The organism is Gordonia sp. KTR9 (assembly GCF_000143885.2).
Taxonomy (GTDB): Bacteria; Actinomycetota; Actinomycetes; order Mycobacteriales; family Mycobacteriaceae; genus Gordonia.
Map to the genome: position 1 here is coordinate 2,957,832 of NC_018581.1, position 18,116 is coordinate 2,975,947.

The window sequence follows — 18,116 nt, forward strand, 5'->3', positions numbered from 1 at the left end:
GTCGGGATGATTCTCCCCAAGGTGTTCGATCCCCGCTTGGTCACCATCCGCCGTGGCGGGACACTCACCGACGCCGACCATCACTTGCTGGCACTCTGGGCCGCGGCGTGCGCCGAGCACGTCCTCCCCCTGTTCGAGTCGGCGCGACCCGAGGACACGCGACCCCGCGACGCCATCGCCGCGGTCCGCGCGTGGACCAGGGGTGAGCTGGCGATGATGGAGTCGCGAGCCGCGGGCGGACACGCCATGGGTGCCGCTCGTGACCTCCGTGGCGCTCCACGATTCGCCGCATACGCCGCCGGACAGGCAGCGGTGACCGCACACGTTGCCTCGCATGATCTGGGCGCCGCGGCGTATGCGATCAAGGCGGTAAGCGCCGAACACGGCAGCGATGACGCCGGCAGGCGCGAATGCGCCTGGCAGCGTGCACAACTCCCGGACCAACTGCGCGACCTGGTGCTCGCCGACCAGCGCGCACGAAATGACCTGTGCTGGTCGGTGTTCTCCGACGGCTGATTCCGGCACCACGGTCCACGATTGGCTTCCGCCGCGGTAGGCCTGATAGTGTCGGACTCACGCTCGCGCGGTGCTGTAACCCGCATGTCGAGCCAGAGGCCGGGGTGATTACAGAAAACCCCCGGTCTTGTCCAAACTTCCAAGGTCGTACCACGGTTTGCCGCTGCCCCCGCCGGGTATGCGCCCGAGCATGACCTTGCATCGCGACGTCGTCCCCGGCATCCATTGGCTCGAACACGCGCACACGAATCAGTATCTGGTCGAGGACGGTGACCGGCTGGTGCTCGTCGACTGCGGACTCCCCCGGTCGTACGAGCCGCTCCGCAAAGCCGTCCGCGAACTCGGCCGGGACACCGACGCGGTCTCCGATCTGATCATCACCCATGGCCATTTCGACCATGTCGGCACCGCGCGACGCCTGGCGCGTGAGTGGCGGATCCCTGTCCACGTCCATCGTGACGACGCGTGGCTGGCATCGCATCCCTACCGCTACGCACATCAGAACGCCACCAGATTCGGGGTGCCCCTTCGTCATCCGCGTGCCCTCCCGCTGCTCGGGCGCATGGCAGCGGCGGGCGCGCTCACCGTGCGCGGCGTCGACCACATGGACGTGACGACCTTCGGCGACGACGCGGTGCTCCCCGGCGGCGCGCAGGTGGTCCCCACCCCAGGGCACACCTACGGCCATGTGTCACTCCACTTTCCGTCCCGCGACGCGGTCATCGCCGGCGACGCCCTGGTGACGCTCGATCCGTACACCGCAGCGACCGGCCCGCGCATGATCGCCGGGTCCGCAACCGCCGACCTCGATCGCAATCGCACATCGCTCGACGCGCTGGCGGCAACAGCGGCGAAATCGCTCCTGCCCGGCCATGGCGTCCCGTGGCACCACGGGGTGGCCGTCGCCGTCGCCCGCGCGCGTGAGACCAGCGGCTGACCCAGCCGAAGACAGCAGGGCGGGCCGACGCTTCTCGCGTCGGCCCGCCCTGCACGTCGTGGAGACCCGCTCGTCGTCGGGTGATCCGATCTATGCGGAGGCTGTCCGACGGAGCTTCGTGTTGACGAATTCGCCCATGCCCCAGCGTCCGAGTTCGCGGCCGTAACCCGAACGCTTGACCCCGCCGAACGGGAGCCCGGGCAAGGTGGTGCCGTGCTCGTTGACATAGGCCATCCCGACCTCGAGCCGGTCGGCCACCTGTTCGGCCTTGCCGATGTCGCCGCTCCACACCGAACCGCTCAGGCCGAACTCGACATCGTTGGCGAGCGCCACGGCGTCCTCGGCGGAGGCGACCTTGTAGATCATGGCGACCGGACCGAAGATCTCTTCGGAGTACGCATCCATGTCCGGGGTGATGTCGGTCAGGACGGTGGGCTCGAAGAAGGCGCCGTCCCGCTGCACGGGCTTCCCACCCGTGCGCAGCGTGGCACCTTGTTTCACCGCGGTCTCGACCTGCTCGGCCACGGTGTCGCGCGCCGAGAGAGATGACAACGGCCCCATCTGGGTGGATTCGTCCGCCGGATCACCGACCGCGGTCGACTCGAACTGCTTCACCACCCCGTCGACGAAATCGTCGTACAACTCCTCGAGCACGATGAAGCGCTTCGGTGAATTGCACGCCTGACCGGCGTTCGACAATCGTGCCCGAGCCGCGATCTTCGTCGTGCGTTCCATGTCGGCGGAATCGAGGAGGATGTACGGGTCCGACCCCCCGAGCTCGAGCACGGACTTCTTCAGGTTCTCCGCCGCCACCTTCGCCACGGCGGCGCCGGCCTTTTCGCTTCCGGTGAGAGACACACCGCGTATCGCGTTGTGGGCCAGCAATTCTGCGATCTGATCACTGCTCGCGTACACGTTGATGTACGCGTCGGCGGGCACACCCGCGTCGTGCAGGATCTCCGCCATCAGAGCCGACGACGCGGCGCAGATCGATGCGTGCTTGAGGATGACGGTGTTGCCCGCCAACAGGTTCGGCGCGACGAATCGAGCGACCTGATAGTACGGATAGTTCCATGGCATGACGCCGACGAGCGGCCCGATCGGCGTCACCTGCACGATCGACGCGTCCGCTCCCTGTGGATCGAGGGCTTCGGTCTCCAGGAGATCGGGTCCGTGCTCGGCGTACCAGCGATAGATGTCGGCGGCCAGCTGAACCTCACCGGCAGCTTCCTTGGCCGGTTTGCCCATCTCGGTCGTGATGACGGCCGCCAGTTCATCGGCTCGCTTCTCGTACAGATCCGCGGTTCGCGACAGTATCGCGGCACGCTCGGACGCCTCGGTCGAACGCCAGTCCTGGTAGGCAGCCAGCGACCGTTCGGCAACGCCGGCCACCTCGTCGTCCTTCAGTCCGGGGAATTCCCGGTCGGTCACACCCGTGGTCGGATTCGCGGTGACATATGTGCTCAAGGAGCACCTACCTTCCTCTGTCGTTGCATCCCGACTGTCCACAGCCCGGGAGCAGTCGGGTACCCGCGTCCCACGGCCCAAAACCCCGACCGTCGGCGCGCTCTGGTCCCACGACGGTCACGAACCTGTTCTACTATGGCGGCGGTCCGAGTTCGGACCCGTGATCGACCGACACGCGGCGGATGCCGGACGTCGACCTGGGGGTGGGTCGCGACTCGTGATCGGCAGCGTCCGAGGGGGATCGAAGAGTGTCACACTGGCGGCGAGCCGCGGGGCTCGGTTGTGCTTTCCTCATCGCGATCGTCGCGAGCCTCTCGACAGGGCAGCCGGCCGCGGCGACTCCACCGAAGCTCGGCGATTCGGCGCGCATCCTCGCGGTCTCCCCGGAGACTGCGACGCGCACGACGATGACCGTGTATTCGGCAGCGATGAAGCGGCCGGTCCGAGTGAGCGTGCTGGTTCCCCGCGACCGGACCGGACCGCGCCCGACGCTGTATCTACTCGACGGAATCGACGGTGGGGTCTACACCAATTACACCCAGAGTGGATGGACGTTCCAGACCGACATCGCACGTTTCGTCGCCGACAAGAAGGTCAACGTGGTTCTGCCGATCGGGGGTACGGGCTCGTACTACACCGACTGGCGCCGGCTCGACCCGGTGCTGGGGCGGAACATGTGGGAGACCTTTCTCACCGACGAACTCCCGCCACTGGTCGACCGGCGCTTTCGGGGCGACGGACGCAACGTGATCGGCGGGCTGTCGATGGGAGCGCTGGGCGCGATGTCCATCGCGGTGCGCAACCCCGATCTCTACCGGGGCGCCGTCGCGTTCAGCGGGTGCCTCGATCAGGGATCGCCCGAGTTCCGGCAGGCGACCGCCACATCGGTCAGCACGAGGGGCGGAAATCCGGAGAACATGTGGGGGCCGCTCGACCACGACACCTGGGATGCCCACAATCCTGCCGATCACGTGTCCGCGCTGCGCGGCAAGCCCGTGTACGTGGCGGTCGGCAACGGGCTCCCCGACCCGGCACTCGGAATTGCCGGTCTCGCGTCACCCGTCGGCGGCGTCCTCGAGGGTATCGTCGCCCGATGCACCGAGAGCTTCAAACGTCGCGCGGACCGCGCGGGAGTCGACATCACGTATGACTTCCGCGCCGGACTGCACTCATGGGGCTACTGGAACCAGGACCTGCATCGTGCCTGGCCGACCATCGCGCGGGCACTGAACGGCCCGCGCTGACGCCGCGATCGGCCGTTCACCGCTCCTCGAAGGAACTGCTCGCTCCTCAGAGAGCAGCCACGTCAGCGGGCACTTTTCCTCCTCCGAACAATTGAGGTGTCCTCGAGTGCGCGTTTCCGCTCACGGCGCTCCTTGAGTTCTTGGCGGCGTTTCTTGGAACTCGAATTCTTTTCTGCCATTTTTCCTCCATCGGTTGTCGACCACAGGGGCTCTGACCTACCACCTCCGTGACCATAGCCCGGAAAAAACAAAAGTCCAGTCTCGCCGCGCGTTCACCTTTGCCGTGACCGTCACCTACTGGCGTACAAGCGATTTCGTCGCTATCAGACAAACCGAAACCGTCGAACTGGCTTTTATTTTTTTCTCGGCTAGAGTCCATGGCACCGGTCGGACTCGACCGGAAACTATGAAAGGAAGAGTGGCCGTGAAAGCGGTTGTGATGGAGTGTCGGATACGCGTATGCGGGTCTCCGAGTCGGGTGAGAGAATTCGTGGATCGCGCGTCGACACGCGCCCTGAACGCCTTTTCTCACCCCGCCAGATGCTCGGTTGTCGTCGAAGAGTCGGACTCGTTGCTGCTGCGCAGGCAGTGGCACCGCGAGAACGACGTGGACGTGTTCGGGGTCCCGGAGGGTCGAGAGGTGTGCTTCGGATTCGCGGACTCCTCCGGTCGCCTGACCGTCGCGAAAGTCGAGAGCCTGTCGCGCGACATCCTGGCCCACCTCGAGTTGGATCCATGGGTGTCAGACGACACCGAATCGGTGCCCTGGATTCTGACGCTCACCACCGGCGCCGACCCGACGTCCCGGCGTGAGATCGCGACTCGGCACCCGACGCTCGAGATACGGCGACCCGTTCTCGCGTCATCGTGATGCGCGCGTCGCGGTGAGCGCGATCCCCCTCGTCGTCAGGGCGAGTCCATCCTGATCTCCCGTCGCGGATGCACCCGCGACGTTCGTCAGACGGACCGGTCTGCGGTCGAATTTCTGTCGCTCGATAGGGTGCGGGTGGCGACGTGCTCACGCACGTCGCCGTCCCACACGTATCGATAAGGAAGTGGTCGTCATCGTGGCCGTGCTCGACGAGAAGATCAGTGATCTGTACGCGCAGGTCGTTGCGCGAAACCCCGGGGAAGCCGAGTTCCACCAGGCCGTCCGGGAGGTCTTCGACAGTCTGGGTCCGGTCTTGGCGAAGCACCCTCATTACGCGGACGCGGGGATCATCAAGAGGCTGACCGAGCCCGAGCGCCAGATCATCTTCCGGGTGCCGTGGGTCGACGACCAGGGCCAGGTGCAGATCAACCGCGGTTTCCGTGTCGAGTTCAACTCCGCTCTGGGACCGTACAAGGGGGGCTTGCGTTTTCACCCGAGCGTCTACCTGGGCGTCGTCAAGTTCCTCGGGTTCGAGCAGATCTTCAAGAACGCTCTGACGGGACTCCCGATCGGCGGCGGCAAAGGCGGCGCCGACTTCGATCCCAAGGGGCGCTCCGACGGGGAGGTCATGCGCTTCTGCCAGTCGTTCATGACCGAGCTGTACCGCCACATCGGCGAGTACACCGACGTGCCCGCCGGCGACACGGGCGTCGGTGGTCGTGAGATCGGTTATCTCTTCGGCCAGTACAAGCGCATCACCAACCGTTACGAGTCCGGCGTCCTCACCGGCAAAGGACTCGCGTGGGGTGGCTCGCAGGTCCGCACCGAGGCAACCGGGTACGGCGTCGTGTTCTTCGTCCGTGACATGCTGGCGGCCGTCGGCGACGATCTCGACGGCAAGACCGTGGTCGTCTCGGGCTCGGGCAATGTCGCGATCCACGCCATCGAGAAGGTGCAACAACTCGGTGGCCGCGTGATCGCCTGCTCGGACTCGGGAGGTCATGTCGTCGACGAGGCCGGTATCGACCTGGAACTGCTCAAGGACATCAAAAACGTTCGGCGTGGCCGGATCTCGGACTATGTCGACGCTCGCCGCGGGTCCGCCCGGCACATCGGCTCCGGCTCGTTGTGGAGTGTGCCCACCGACATCGCCATTCCCTGCGCGACGCAGAACGAACTGAACGGGGTCGACGCCACCGAACTGGCGAAGAACGGGTGCCGCATCGTGGCCGAGGGCGCGAACATGCCCAGCACACCCGAGGCGGTGCGCATCTTCGCCGAGGCGGGCGTCAGCTTCGCGCCGGGTAAGGCCGCGAATGCGGGCGGAGTGGCCACGAGCGCACTCGAGATGCAGCAGAACGCATCCCGGGATTCGTGGTCGTTCAGTCACACCGAAGAGCGGCTGTCGGAGATCATGACGTCGATCCACGATCACTGCCTGCACACGGCGGACGAGTACGGGGTGCCCGGCAACTACGCGACCGGCGCCAACATCGCGGCGTTCACCCAGGTCGCCGATGCGATGCTCGCACTGGGTCTCATCTGACCCGAAGCCGCGACGCCGGAGATGCACGGACACTTGACCTTCAAGTAGGTCGAAGCCGGATGATCTCCGATCAGACCTCGCGGCGTCGGACCATCTCGGCTATCCACACCGGCGCATACGGCGACGTGCACCCAGGTGACGTCGGATAGTCCTCGAGCACCTTCAACCGCTCCCCGATGTCGATTGCACGGGTACGGAACTCGGGATTCTCGATGCCGATGGTCGCCAAGCAGGTGTTCATCGCCCACTGCAGACGAGGCGGAGCCTGTGTCATCTCCGACTCGATGACGTCGAGCAGGACCGCGAGGTCGAGATCACCGGGGCGCTTGGCCACCCGATCGGAGGTCAGGGCCCAGCCCGCTGCCGCGACACCGGGATCGGGGTCACCCATCCACGCCGTCCGCAGTTCCTCGGCATGCGCATTCTTCTTGACGACATGGTTGACGAACCAATCGTGCACCTTCGGCCGGTCGGCCTCGCGGACCATCGTGTCGAGCGCCGCGGCGTCGAACGACTTCGGGCGGCAGATCAGCAGAGCGAGCAACCGCGCCGCCGTGTCCTCGGTCACCCACAGCGCCGCGGAGAGGTCGGGCTGTATCCGAAGTCGTTTCGCGAGGGCCCTGAGCTTCGTGAGATTGACCCCGTGATCGTCCCCGTGCCGCTCGTTCACCGCCCGGATCTTCGGGTCATCGAGTGTCCGTAGCTCATCGAGGACCTCGGCGAGACTCTGGTGGACGTCGGTACTGCCGGTCATCTCTCTCCCCTCGCGTGGCGCGCACACAGCGTACGACGACGGCCGGCGCACGGTCGTCAGTCCGGATCGCCGGCGAGGATCCGGATGTCGGCGACATCGTATTCGGCGACCGCCGCCGAGAGGATCGCCTGCGCCTGCTCGTCGCCGACCCCGTCACCCCGGAAGGCGTCGACTGCCGACTGCGAGTCCCATCGCTCGAAGATGTTGACACGGCCCGGGTCCGTCGTGTCGGCGCTGATCCCGAAGTCGCGACACCCCGGAGCCCGACGGGCCGCACCGATGACCTCCTCGCATCCGGCGAGGTAGTCAGCCCGCCCCCGCGGGTCCACTCGAAGACTGCCGGCCACGATCACCATGGGTTCCTCCTCCGTCGATTCTCGGTGCGCCGTCCTGCCGGCGTGACCGTCTCCCCACGTGCAGCGGGAACACGAGTACAGACCGGCTCTCCCGAACGAACTCATCGCGCCGATCGACGCGGGCGCACGAGCGCGCGCGACGGCCTACTCTGATCGAATGGCTTTGGTTCTGGGTCCGATCCTCCGGCACGTCGACGAGACCTCCGCGCTGGTCTGGGTGCAAACCGACGAACCGGGCGAGGTCGAGGTGCTCGGTTGCGGCACCCGGACATTCGAGGTGTCCGGTCATCACTATGCGTTGGTCGAGGTCACCGGCCTGGTGCCCGACACGATCACCGAGTACCAGGTCCGCGTCAACGGCGCCCTCGAGTGGCCGCTTCCCGACATGGAATTCCCGCCCAGCGTCATCCGAACCCGGGGACCGGACACCGCGGACCGGCACCGATTCGTGTTCGGGTCCTGTCGGTATCCACGTGCCGAAGACCCGAAGCTCGACCAGAAACTCGGACTCGACGCGTTGGACTGCTACGCCATCCGGATGCGTCATCTCCCGGTCGACGAGTGGCCGGACACGCTCATCCTGCTCGGCGACCAGGTGTACGCCGACGAACTGACCCCGCAGGTGAAGGAGTCGCTGGAATCGAATCGGACGTCCACCGCCGGACCGTCGGACGAAGTCGTCGACTTCGAGGAATACGAGGGCCTCTATCGGCACACCTGGGGTGACCCCGAGATCCGATGGATCCTCTCCACCGTGCCCACGGCCATGATCTTCGACGATCACGACATCCGTGATGACTGGAACACCTCCGACACCTGGCGTCGTCAGATGCGGGAGAAGCCGTGGTGGCAGGACCGTATCCGCGCCGGCCTGGCGTCGTACTGGGTGTATCAGCACCTCGGCAACCTCTCCCCCGCCGAACTGGCCGAGTCCGAGGACTACCGCCGCGTGCGCGAGATCGACGGTGACTGTTGGCCCCACCTGATCGGTGTCGCGGATCGCGCCGACCACGAAACCGACGGAACCAAGGGCATCCGGTTCAGCTTCCGATGGGACCTGGGCAACACGCGGCTCGTCATGATCGACTCCCGCAACGGTCGCATCCTCTCCGGGGGGACGCGAAAGATGTTGAGCGACGTCGAATTCGATTGGGTCGAGAGCCAGGTCGACGACGATCTGGACGGGCTCGACCACCTCGTCCTCGGTTCATCGCTGCCGTGGTTGCTGCCGCCCGTCGTCGGCGATGCGGAGACCCTCAACGAGATCGGCGCCCGGCGGTCGGGGCGTCGAGGGCACCTCGCCGAGAAGATCCGGCAGGGGGCGGACCTCGAGCACTGGCCTGCCTTCTTCGACTCCTTCGTCCGGCTCAGTGACATGATCCGGCGGGTCGCGACCCGCGATCCGGGGCCGGCGACGGTCAGCGTACTGTCCGGCGACGTCCACCACAGCTACGCCGCGCGTGCGACCTTCTCGGACGCGACCACCGCCGACGTCCACCAGCTGGTGTGCTCGCCCGTGCACAACGCGATCCCGCCGTACATCAAGGTGGTGTTCCGGCTGGGATGGTCCAATCGGCTCGCCTCGATCGTCCGACGCTGGGCCCGTCGCGGCGGGTCGCCGGATCTGCCGGTCGCCTGGCGCAACTCTCTCGGCCCGCTGTTCGGCAACACCATCGCGACGCTCTCGGTGGAGGGGCGTTCCGCCGAGGTCACCTTCGAGCAACCCGACCTCGACGGGACGCTGGGTAGGGCCCGAAACATCTCCCTGACCCCGGATCTCGTAGCAAGAGAACGCACATAGCGCGCAGTGTCGCTACGAAATCCCTAGTCCAGGCAGAACTCGTTGCCCTCGGGGTCCTGCAGGACGATGTGCCCCTCGCCGAGCGGTGGGGCCGGATCGTGCCGTTCGACCCGGGTCGCGCCGAGTCCGACGAGACGGTCCGCCTCAGCCTCGAGAGCGTTCATCCGCTCGTCCCCGCGCAGACCGGGTGCGGCACGGACGTCGAGGTGGACCCGGTTCTTGGCCGCCTTGCCCTCGGGGACGCGCTGGAAGAACAGCCGGGGCCCGCGTCCGTCCGGATCGATCACCCCCGACGCGTCGTTCCGGCGTTCCGGCGGGACACCGAACGCATCGAGCGCGGCATCCCAGCTGTCGAAACCGGGTGGTGGGTCCTGGAGCCGATAGCCGAGCACCTCGGCCCAGAATTCCGACAGCGATGCCGGATCACCACAATCGAACGTCACCTGAAATTCAGTCGCCATGCCTCCACTGTGCGCCACCATGAGGACAGCGCGCGTCCTCATTCGACAACGCGGCGCCCGACATCTCAGCGAAGACGTTCGCCGTACACCCGGTCCACCGCCATGACCATCAGGACACGACGGTCGGCGACCATCACCCTGCGGTACTCATCCCAGTCCGGGTGCTCGCCGGCAGCTCGGCGGTAGTAGTCCACGAGGGCCTCGACCTCGGGCCCGTCCGGTTCGGTACCCGGACCTATCAGTGTCACGGTGCCCTCCGCCGTCGCCCAGGTGTAGCGATCGGGGCCGGTGATCTCGAGGGCTGCGCGTGGATCGCGCCGGAGGTTCGCCGTCTTGGCCCGCCCCTCGGTCATCGAGACATAGATGATCTCGGCGTCGCGGTCGTAGAAGGGCGTCACCGGCGACAGCTGAGGAAGTCCCGATGCCTTGATCGTGGCCAGGACACCGAGCCCGCCTTCGGCGAGAAGGTCACGAGGGTCTTACGCAGAGTCGGTCATGCCTGCGGCAACCCGGCGAACATGCCGGCTATTCCGGAACGCCGAACACCTCCGGGCGGCGCGGCGGTGCGCTGTTGCGACATTCTTCAGATCCTGTGTCTTTGCACGTACGATCGACGGCATGCATGTGCGCGAGCTCCTGACCACCACGCCGACGACGACCACCGAGGCACTCGACCTGTTCGACTCTTCCGCCGCGGTCGAACCCGACTTCATGATCGGCACCTGGCGTGGCGCCGAAGTGCCCACCGGGCACCCCCTGGACGGATTCCTGGCCGCAAGCGGCTGGTGGGGCAAACAGTTCGTCGACGCCGAGACCGTGCATCCGCTCCTCTTCCCGACCCGCGACGGTTCGGCTCTGTGGGCGATGAACCCGGCGATCGCGTTCGGCGGACTCGGGATCGCCGAGAAGGCACCCGGGGTCAGATCGCTGTCGTTCGCGACGCCGATCGCGGCGACCCGTCTCCTCAGTGGCACCCGACGAGCGCGTGCCCGTCTGCGCACCACCCGGTACCGCGGCACGGACTCGGCCACGATGGTCTACGACCAGCTGCCGATCAACGACGTCTTCCGCCGGATCTCCGACGACGCCGTCCTGGGCGCCATGGATCTCAAGGGTTCGCCGAAGCCGTACTTCTTCGTGCTCCGGCGCGACGACTCTCTGCGCCTCGTCGGCCACTGACCCTCGCTACCGGTTCCGTATCGGCATGGCCGATCCCAGGTCAACGGGATTGCACGGGCGTTCAATCGACAGGTGGACACCGCACTCACATCCCATCTCCGACACTGTGCCGCGCCGGCCGCCGCGGTTCTGATCGCGGGGGTGATCACGCTCGTCGCGCCCGGTACCGCGCTGGCCGCCCCGCCCATGCCGACCGGGTACTACCGCGGCGATGTCACGAGTGCCCCCATCGCCGACACGGTGTGGTTCGGCAAGAACTTCACGGGCTCGCGAGTCGTCAACGACACAGCCATCGGATGGGCGTTCCCCGGTGCGGTGTACCCGGGCCGCTCGGTGCAGGACGGCGCGCCCGTCATCGTCGTGGACTACTCGGGAACCCCCGTCGGATTCGTGCGTGACGAGCTCCGCGCCGACGGCCGCGGCGGCTACTGGGGTCGTGCGCTCAACGGCACCTCCGAGTTGCTGCGCTTCCACTTGACGCGCTGACCCTCAGGCGCCGACCATCCGCGGTGGTGCGTGGTCCCCTCAGAGTTCGGCCAGCGCCGCGCGGATCTCGTTGGTCGCCGCGACCGCCTCGCGGAGCGCGATCCGGGCCTCGGCCCTGCCATGCTCGGCGGTCGACAGTCGCTGGCGCGCAAAACGCAGCGACTCCTCGCAGCGCGCCAGCTCAGCCCGTAGTTCCTGAGCCCGGCCGACGATCTCGTCCACTTCCGACGACACACCGTCGACCGTCTTCGAGGCATCGTCGAGGTCGGATCGCGCAGCCCGCTCCCCCGCCTCCGCGTCGGCCAGCCGGGCCTCGAGCTCACGGCGTTCGCGTTCGCTGTCGGAGTCGTCCGACGGGGTCGGCTCATCTAGGTCGTCGGCCGTACCTCCCGCATCGTCGACCTCCGGCTCGTCCTCGCCCCGTTCCGGTGACGGCTCCGGCACCACGAACACGCCGGCGGGTCCGAAGCCGCTGTACTCGGCAGACGCGGTGAGATTGCCCCGCAACACCTGCTCGAGTACCTCCTGGTCGGCCACCGCGGCGCGCAGTGTCTGCGTGACCTCTCGAACGGCACCGTCCGCCAGCCTCACCTGACGGTCAGCCGCTGCCCTCGCGACCGCAGTCACCGACGAGCTGATCAGCTCCTGGCGGCGCCGGGACAGTGCCCGCATCTTGTCGACCGCCGAGCGGCGCTGCGCCGCAGTCAATTCCGACGCCAACTCGGCGATGAGCGCACTGTCGTCGGGGTACGCGCGCACCCACTGGTTGATCGCCCAGGCCGATTGCGTGGGTCGCCGCAGCTTTTCGATCCGACCGGCGAGTTCGCGGTCGCCATCCGCCTTCACCTCACGAGCCAGTTCATTCCGGCGGGTCACGAACGCGCCGGGCGCGAGACCGTAGAGCTCGTCGACGATCTCGTCGTAACGGGTCATCAGCTCACCCGCGAACGAGTCGGCGTCGCTGTCGGCATGAGCCGATCCTACGACTTCGGGGGTGATCGGCACCTCACTTCCCCACATAAACTTGAATGGTTCCAGAAAAGCGGGCACGATGGGCGTCATGCTCACCGACGACGACTGCACCCAGCACCTGCGGGCGGCCGGACTGCGGGTCACTCGTCCGCGCATCGCGGTGATGCAGGCCGTCCGGGCCTACCCCCACGCCGACACCGACGAGGTGCTGCGTTCGACTCGCGCACGACTGCCCGAGGTCTCGCAACAGACGGTGTATGACGTTCTGGGCGTGTTGACTTCGGCCGGCCTGATCCGACGTATCCAACCGTCGGGCCACGTGTCTCGATATGAGTCACGGGTCGGGGACAACCACCACCACGTGATATGCCGTACATGCGGGTCCATCGGTGACGTCGACTGCGCAATCGGCGAAGCCCCGTGCCTGACCCCGTCCGACGAGCGAGGTTTCGTCATCGACGAAGCCGAGGTCATCTACTGGGGCTACTGCCCCGACTGCATCCCCGACCGATAACCCCGACGACCGACATCGCACCCACTCTGCGATCGCCGACCCGGCGATCGCAGTTCTCTCCGTGCCCGAAAGGAAACCCAGATGGCCCAGCACGACCCCACGTCCGTCTCCGACGCGCGGGAACACCCCCCGATCGCCGAGGCGAACACCGAGCCCGCGACCGGCGGATGCCCGGTCGCACACGGTAGGCTCAAGCCGCCGACCCAGGGCGGCGCCAACCGCGACTGGTGGCCGAATCAATTGAATCTGAAAGTCCTCCAGCACAATCCGGAGGTCGCGAATCCGATGGACGCCGACTTCGACTACGACTCGGCCCTCGAGACCCTCGACGTCGAGGCTCTGCGCGCGGATCTGACAGCGCTCATGACCGATTCCCAGGACTGGTGGCCCGCCGACTTCGGACACTACGGCGGTCTGTTCGTCCGCATGTCCTGGCACGCCGCGGGCACCTACCGCGTGGAGGACGGACGCGGTGGCGCCGGCGCCGGAATGCAACGATTCGCCCCGCTCAACAGCTGGCCGGACAACGCCAACCTGGACAAGGCGCGCCGCCTGCTGTGGCCGATCAAGAAGAAGTACGGCAAGGCCCTGTCCTGGGCCGACCTGCTGGTCTTCGCCGGAAATGTCGCGCTGGAGTCGATGGGATTCGCCACCGCGGGCTTCGCATTCGGTCGCGTCGACGAGTGGGAGCCCGACGAGGTGTACTGGGGACCCGAACTCGAGTGGCTCGCCGATCACCGGTACTCGGGCAACCGCGAACTCGAGAAACCCCTTGCCGCAGTGCAGATGGGCTTGATCTATGTGAATCCGGAAGGGCCGAACGGCAATCCGGACATCCTCGCATCCGCGGTGGACATCCGCGAGACGTTTGCGCGTATGGCGATGAACGACGTCGAGACCGCCGCACTGATCGTCGGCGGCCACACCTTCGGCAAGACCCACGGTGCCGGTGACGCCGGGCTGGTGGGTCCCGAACCGGAGGCCGCCGCCGTCGAGGACGCCGGCCTCGGCTGGGCCAGCTCACACGGCTCCGGCAAGGGTGCGGATGCGATCACCAGCGGACTCGAGGTGATCTGGAATCCCACTCCGACCACCTGGGACAACGCATTTCTCGAGACGCTCTACGGCTATGAGTGGGAGCTCTACAAGAGTCCGGCCGGGGCCAACCAGTGGCGCCCGAAAGACGGAGCCGGAGCAGGCACCGTCCCGAAGGCGTTCGGCGACGACAGGACTCATCCGTCGATGCTGACCACGGACCTCGCGATGCGGTACGACCCCGGTTTCGAGCAGATCACCCGGCGCTGGCTGGACCACCCCGAGGAACTGGCCGATGAGTTCGCCAAGGCCTGGTTCAAGCTCCTGCACCGCGACATGGGGCCCGCCGTCCGTTATCGCGGGCCGCTGGTCCCGACGGAGACCTACCTCTGGCAGGACAATGTCCCGGTGCATGAGGGACCGGTCGTGTCCGAAGCCGACGTGGCGATCCTGAAGGGGATGCTGCTCGACTCGGGATTGACTGTCGCGCAACTCGTCAAGACCGCCTGGGCGGCGGCGTCGAGTTTCCGCGGCAGCGACAAGCGCGGCGGCGCCAACGGCGGCCGCATCCGGTTGCAACCGCAGTCGGAGTGGGAGGTGAACGAGCCCACCGAGCTGGCGGCCGTGATCGACACCCTCGAAGGGATCCGGGACTCGTTCATCGGTGAGGCCGGCGCGACGATCTCGTTCGCCGACCTGGTGGTGCTCGGCGGTGCGGCGGCCGTCGAGAAGGCCGCGCGGGACGCGGGCGTGGACATCACCGTGCCGTTCACCCCGGGTCGCACCGACGCCTCCCAGGAGGAGACCGACGTCGAGTCCTTCGCGTACCTCGAGCCCAGAGCCGACGGGTTCCGCAACCACATGGCCGAGGGCAGTGATCTCCCGGCCGAGTTCACCCTCGTCGACAAGGCAGCGCTGTTGACCCTCAGCGCACCCGAGATGACGGTGCTGGTGGGCGGACTCCGAGTGCTGGGCAACAACTTCGGCGGCTCATCTGCGGGTGTTCTGACCGATCGTCCCGGCATCCTCACGAACGATTTCTTCGTCAACCTGCTCGACATGTCGACGGCCTGGTCGGCCTCGGATGAGGAGAACGTCTACATCGGTCGGGATCGCGCCACCGGTGAGCAGGTCTGGACCGGTACCCGCGCCGATCTGGCGTTCACGTCGAACTCCCAGCTGCGCGCTCTCGCCGAGGTCTACGCGACCGACGACGCCGCCGAGAAGTTCGTGAACGACTTCGTCGCGGCCTGGGACAAGGTGATGAACCTGGACCGGTTCGACCTCTGATCGAGGCGGCGCACCTCGTCACCACGACGGTCAGAACGTGGCGGCGGCACCCTCGGCGGGTGCCGCCGCCACGGCGTTCGGCATCACCCGGCACGCACGGGCATCCGCAACTATGCTGGCGCTTTCCCTGAAGTGGCGGGTGACCGTCTCGACAGAAGTGAGGACGATGACGATGTCCGGCGAACACAGGTCCCTGGGCCACATCCGACTGACCTCCCACAGCGGCGGGATCGACGCGCCGTCCATCCACTGGGGGGCCGCCACCGCGGCCGAGCGCGGTCCCGTCATCGGGACCACGGGCACGCGTGGGCATCGCAATGTCATCGGCACCCACAGCGGCTCCTACAGCGTGTACCGCGCCCTGGCCGTCGCCGCCGGCGCCCTGGCGCGCGAGCACCGGGCCGACCTCACCAACACCTCGCCCACCGACCACATCGGACCGTATCCGCAGTGGGGTGACCCGCGCGCCATCGTCTCGATGGATCCCTGGGGTGCCACGGTCGCCGAGAGTTTCCCCGACGAGATCGGGCGCGGTTACGACATCCGGCCCACCATCGCGGTGACCAAGGCGCACGTCATCCTCCCAGAGATCGCCGAGGCGATCGAGAAAGGTCGTCTCATCCCCGACGGCGAGGTCCTGCTGCCCAGTGGCGCCGCGCTGGTCACGAAGGCGGCCGTGGAGCCGGTGTGGCATCTGCCCGGCGTCGCCGATCGCTTCGGATGCTCCGAAGCCGAGCTGCGTCGGGTGTTGTTCGAGGAGACCGGCGGCATGTACCCCGAACTCGTGACCCGCTCGGACCTGGAGGTGTTCCTGCCACCCATCGGCGGCCAGACGGTCTACATCTTCGGCGACCCCCGCGACCTCGCCGATTCGTCGGTGGAACTCACCGCACGCGTCCACGACGAGTGCAACGGTTCCGACGTCTTCGGCTCCGACATCTGCACGTGCCGTCCCTATCTGACGCACGCGATCGAGGAGTGCATCCGCGGGACCCAGCGCGGCGGCGTCGGCCTGGTCGCCTACTCCCGCAAGGAGGGACGCGCGCTCGGCGAGGTCACCAAGTTCCTCGTCTACAACGCCCGCAAACGTCAACTCGGCGGCGACACCGCCGATCAATACTTCGCACGCACCGAATGCGTTGCGGGCGTTCAGGACATGCGGTTCCAGGAGCTCATGCCCGACGTCCTGCACTGGTTCGGCATCACCAGGATCCACCACCTGGTGTCGATGTCGAACATGAAGTACGACGCCATCACCGGCTCGGGCATCGAGGTCGGCGAACGCGTGAACATCCCCGACGAACTGATCCCCGCCGACGCCCGGGTCGAGATCGACGCGAAAATGGCTGCCGGCTACTTCACCCCCGGACCTGTCCCGGACGCCGAACAGTTGCGACAGGTCAAGGGTCGGGCGCTCTGATGGCCGGTGCGCCGGACGTGGAGTTGTCGGCTTCCCAGGCCGGTCGGATGCTTCGGTCCACCGCCACCATCCGGAGCCGATCGCGGCAGCTCCTGGAACGAGCACGGTCCGGCGAGTCATCGTGGTTCGTGGTTCGCGACGAGGCACTGGACGCGACGGCCGACCTCGTCGCGGAGACGACGCTGTCACGATATCCCGACGGGGACATTCCTTTTCACAGCCGGTGGCGACACTTCGAGGCCGGCGGCGTCGACCGCCTCGGCGCGATCGATGCCGCCTTGCCCGCGGCCGGCTCGGCCGAGCGGACCCGCGCCCTCGTCGACGTCGTGCTCGTCAGTGTCCTGCTCGACGCCGGGGCCGGTCCCGAGTGGTCCTACCGCGAGCAGTCGAGCGATCTCGTCCTCACGCGTTCGGAGGGACTCGGCGTCGCGAGCTGGGTGGCCTTCTGTGACGGGCTGTTCTCGAGTGACCCGACCGATCCCCTGCGAGTCGACGCCGGCGGTCTGAGCCGGATCAGTGCCGACACTCTCGGCGCCGCCTTCCAGACAGGTCCCGACAATCCGCTCACCGGCCTCCCCGGACGAGTCGATCTGCTGCGCCGACTGGGTGAGACCCTGTCCCGCCGGCCCGAGATCTTCGGTCCGGACGCGCGGCCCGGCGGCCTGTTCGACCACCTCACCCGCGGTGGGCGCTCGGAGGTGTCCGCGGTGGACATCCTGAGTGCCATCCTCGAATACCTGGGCCCGATCTGGCCGTCGGACAACGCGATCGACACCAATCCACTGGGTGACTGCTGGCATCACGACGCCGTCGTCGGTCCGGGTCTGACAGCAGGCTGGGTGCCGTTCCACAAACTGTCGCAGTGGCTGACCTACTCACTGCTGGAGCCGTTCCGGTGGGCCGGTGTCCGGGTGACCGGACTCGACGAGCTCACCGGTCTCCCCGAGTATCGCAACGGCGGACTTCTGATCGACTCCGGGGTACTCGAGCTCCGCGACGAGGGCTGGGCGGATCGCGAGTGGGAGGTCGGCGACGAACTCGTCGTCGAATGGCGTGCGCTCACCGTCGCCCTGATCGACGAGATCGCCGACCTCGTGCGCAAGCGGCTCGGCGCGGATACGACCACCATGCCGCTGGCCTGCGTGCTCGAGGGCGGGACATGGGCGGCCGGTCGAGTTCTGGCGAACCGGATTCGAGATGGTCTGCCGCCCTTGTCGATACGCAGCACCGGCACCGTGTTCTGAGCACCGGCGTCCAGACCACGACC

At 67.1% G+C, this 18,116-nt stretch carries 17 protein-coding genes and 1 pseudogene; 12 read left to right on the top strand and 6 right to left on the bottom strand.

Going from position 1 to position 18,116, the window contains the following annotated elements; translation table 11 throughout:
* Window positions 1-6: 6 nt before the first annotated feature.
* Together KTR9_RS14175 and KTR9_RS14180 are read left to right on the top strand one after the other, a co-directional pair.
* Window positions 7-516, top strand: a complete 510-nt coding sequence (locus KTR9_RS14175; protein WP_014926934.1) for a putative immunity protein — start codon at window positions 7-9, stop codon at window positions 514-516.
* Window positions 517-706: 190 nt separating this feature from the next.
* Window positions 707-1,453 (top strand): MBL fold metallo-hydrolase, encoded by a 747-nt coding sequence (locus tag KTR9_RS14180; RefSeq protein ID WP_044507946.1) that lies wholly within the window; start codon window positions 707-709, stop codon window positions 1,451-1,453.
* A 90-nt stretch (window positions 1,454-1,543) separates the two neighbouring features.
* On the opposite strand, the gene KTR9_RS14185 is transcribed toward KTR9_RS14180, so the two are convergent.
* On the bottom strand, window positions 1,544-2,920 hold the full coding sequence (locus KTR9_RS14185; RefSeq protein ID WP_014926936.1) for an NAD-dependent succinate-semialdehyde dehydrogenase: 1,377 nt from the start codon (window positions 2,918-2,920) through the stop codon (window positions 1,544-1,546).
* 248 nt (window positions 2,921-3,168) lie between these two features.
* Between KTR9_RS14185 and KTR9_RS14190 the strand changes: the two genes are divergently transcribed.
* From KTR9_RS14190 to gdhA, 3 genes are all read left to right on the top strand, one after another.
* On the top strand, window positions 3,169-4,164 hold the full coding sequence (locus KTR9_RS14190) for an alpha/beta hydrolase (RefSeq protein ID WP_014926937.1): 996 nt from the start codon (window positions 3,169-3,171) through the stop codon (window positions 4,162-4,164).
* Window positions 4,165-4,654: 490 nt separating this feature from the next.
* Window positions 4,655-5,035 carry a hypothetical protein gene (locus KTR9_RS26955; RefSeq protein ID WP_238553871.1) on the top strand — a complete coding sequence of 127 codons (381 nt, stop codon included), beginning with the start codon at window positions 4,655-4,657 and terminating at the stop codon, window positions 5,033-5,035.
* Window positions 5,036-5,219: 184 nt separating this feature from the next.
* Window positions 5,220-6,581 (top strand): NADP-specific glutamate dehydrogenase, encoded by a 1,362-nt coding sequence (gdhA, locus tag KTR9_RS14200; RefSeq protein ID WP_014926939.1) that lies wholly within the window; start codon window positions 5,220-5,222, stop codon window positions 6,579-6,581.
* 70 nt (window positions 6,582-6,651) lie between these two features.
* Here gdhA and KTR9_RS14205 read toward each other — a convergent pair whose 3' ends face one another.
* Complete coding sequence (locus tag KTR9_RS14205; protein WP_014926940.1) at window positions 6,652-7,335, bottom strand: DNA alkylation repair protein; 684 nt, start codon at window positions 7,333-7,335, stop codon at window positions 6,652-6,654.
* A gap of 56 nt (window positions 7,336-7,391) precedes the next feature.
* Complete coding sequence (locus tag KTR9_RS14210; protein ID WP_014926941.1) at window positions 7,392-7,691, bottom strand: putative quinol monooxygenase; 300 nt, start codon at window positions 7,689-7,691, stop codon at window positions 7,392-7,394.
* Between the two features lie 157 nt (window positions 7,692-7,848).
* On the opposite strand from KTR9_RS14210, the gene KTR9_RS14215 reads away from it, so the two are divergent.
* Window positions 7,849-9,492, top strand: coding sequence for an alkaline phosphatase D family protein (locus tag KTR9_RS14215; protein ID WP_044507950.1), 1,644 nt, complete (start codon window positions 7,849-7,851; stop codon window positions 9,490-9,492).
* A 23-nt stretch (window positions 9,493-9,515) separates the two neighbouring features.
* On the opposite strand, the gene KTR9_RS14220 is transcribed toward KTR9_RS14215, so the two are convergent.
* Window positions 9,516-9,953, bottom strand: coding sequence for a VOC family protein (locus KTR9_RS14220; protein WP_014926943.1), 438 nt, complete (start codon window positions 9,951-9,953; stop codon window positions 9,516-9,518).
* A 65-nt stretch (window positions 9,954-10,018) separates the two neighbouring features.
* Window positions 10,019-10,432, bottom strand: a pseudogene (locus tag KTR9_RS14225) (PPOX class F420-dependent oxidoreductase); the annotation flags it as partial.
* A gap of 139 nt (window positions 10,433-10,571) precedes the next feature.
* Here KTR9_RS14225 and KTR9_RS14230 point away from each other — a divergent pair.
* Both KTR9_RS14230 and KTR9_RS14235 read left to right on the top strand, forming a co-directional pair.
* Window positions 10,572-11,132, top strand: coding sequence for a DUF4334 domain-containing protein (locus KTR9_RS14230; RefSeq protein WP_044506742.1), 561 nt, complete (start codon window positions 10,572-10,574; stop codon window positions 11,130-11,132).
* A gap of 72 nt (window positions 11,133-11,204) precedes the next feature.
* Complete coding sequence (locus KTR9_RS14235) at window positions 11,205-11,618, top strand: hypothetical protein (protein WP_035717273.1); 414 nt, start codon at window positions 11,205-11,207, stop codon at window positions 11,616-11,618.
* Window positions 11,619-11,657: 39 nt separating this feature from the next.
* On the opposite strand, the gene KTR9_RS14240 is transcribed toward KTR9_RS14235, so the two are convergent.
* On the bottom strand, window positions 11,658-12,551 hold the full coding sequence (locus KTR9_RS14240) for a hypothetical protein (protein ID WP_014926947.1): 894 nt from the start codon (window positions 12,549-12,551) through the stop codon (window positions 11,658-11,660).
* A gap of 127 nt (window positions 12,552-12,678) precedes the next feature.
* Between KTR9_RS14240 and KTR9_RS14245 the strand changes: the two genes are divergently transcribed.
* The 4 genes from KTR9_RS14245 to KTR9_RS14260 all read left to right on the top strand — a co-directional run bounded on the left by KTR9_RS14245 (window position 12,679) and on the right by KTR9_RS14260 (window position 18,093).
* Window positions 12,679-13,104: a Fur family transcriptional regulator gene (locus KTR9_RS14245; RefSeq protein WP_044507953.1), complete on the top strand. Its 426-nt coding sequence runs from the start codon at window positions 12,679-12,681 to the stop codon at window positions 13,102-13,104.
* Between the two features lie 81 nt (window positions 13,105-13,185).
* Window positions 13,186-15,429 carry a catalase/peroxidase HPI gene (gene katG, locus KTR9_RS14250; RefSeq protein ID WP_014926949.1) on the top strand — a complete coding sequence of 748 codons (2,244 nt, stop codon included), beginning with the start codon at window positions 13,186-13,188 and terminating at the stop codon, window positions 15,427-15,429.
* Window positions 15,430-15,601: 172 nt separating this feature from the next.
* Window positions 15,602-16,849 carry a GTP cyclohydrolase II gene (locus KTR9_RS14255; protein ID WP_010842474.1) on the top strand — a complete coding sequence of 416 codons (1,248 nt, stop codon included), beginning with the start codon at window positions 15,602-15,604 and terminating at the stop codon, window positions 16,847-16,849.
* Window positions 16,849-18,093 carry a URC4/urg3 family protein gene (locus KTR9_RS14260; RefSeq protein ID WP_014926951.1) on the top strand — a complete coding sequence of 415 codons (1,245 nt, stop codon included), beginning with the start codon at window positions 16,849-16,851 and terminating at the stop codon, window positions 18,091-18,093. Before KTR9_RS14255 ends, KTR9_RS14260 begins: the two co-directional genes overlap by 1 nt.
* Window positions 18,094-18,116: the final 23 nt, after the last annotated feature.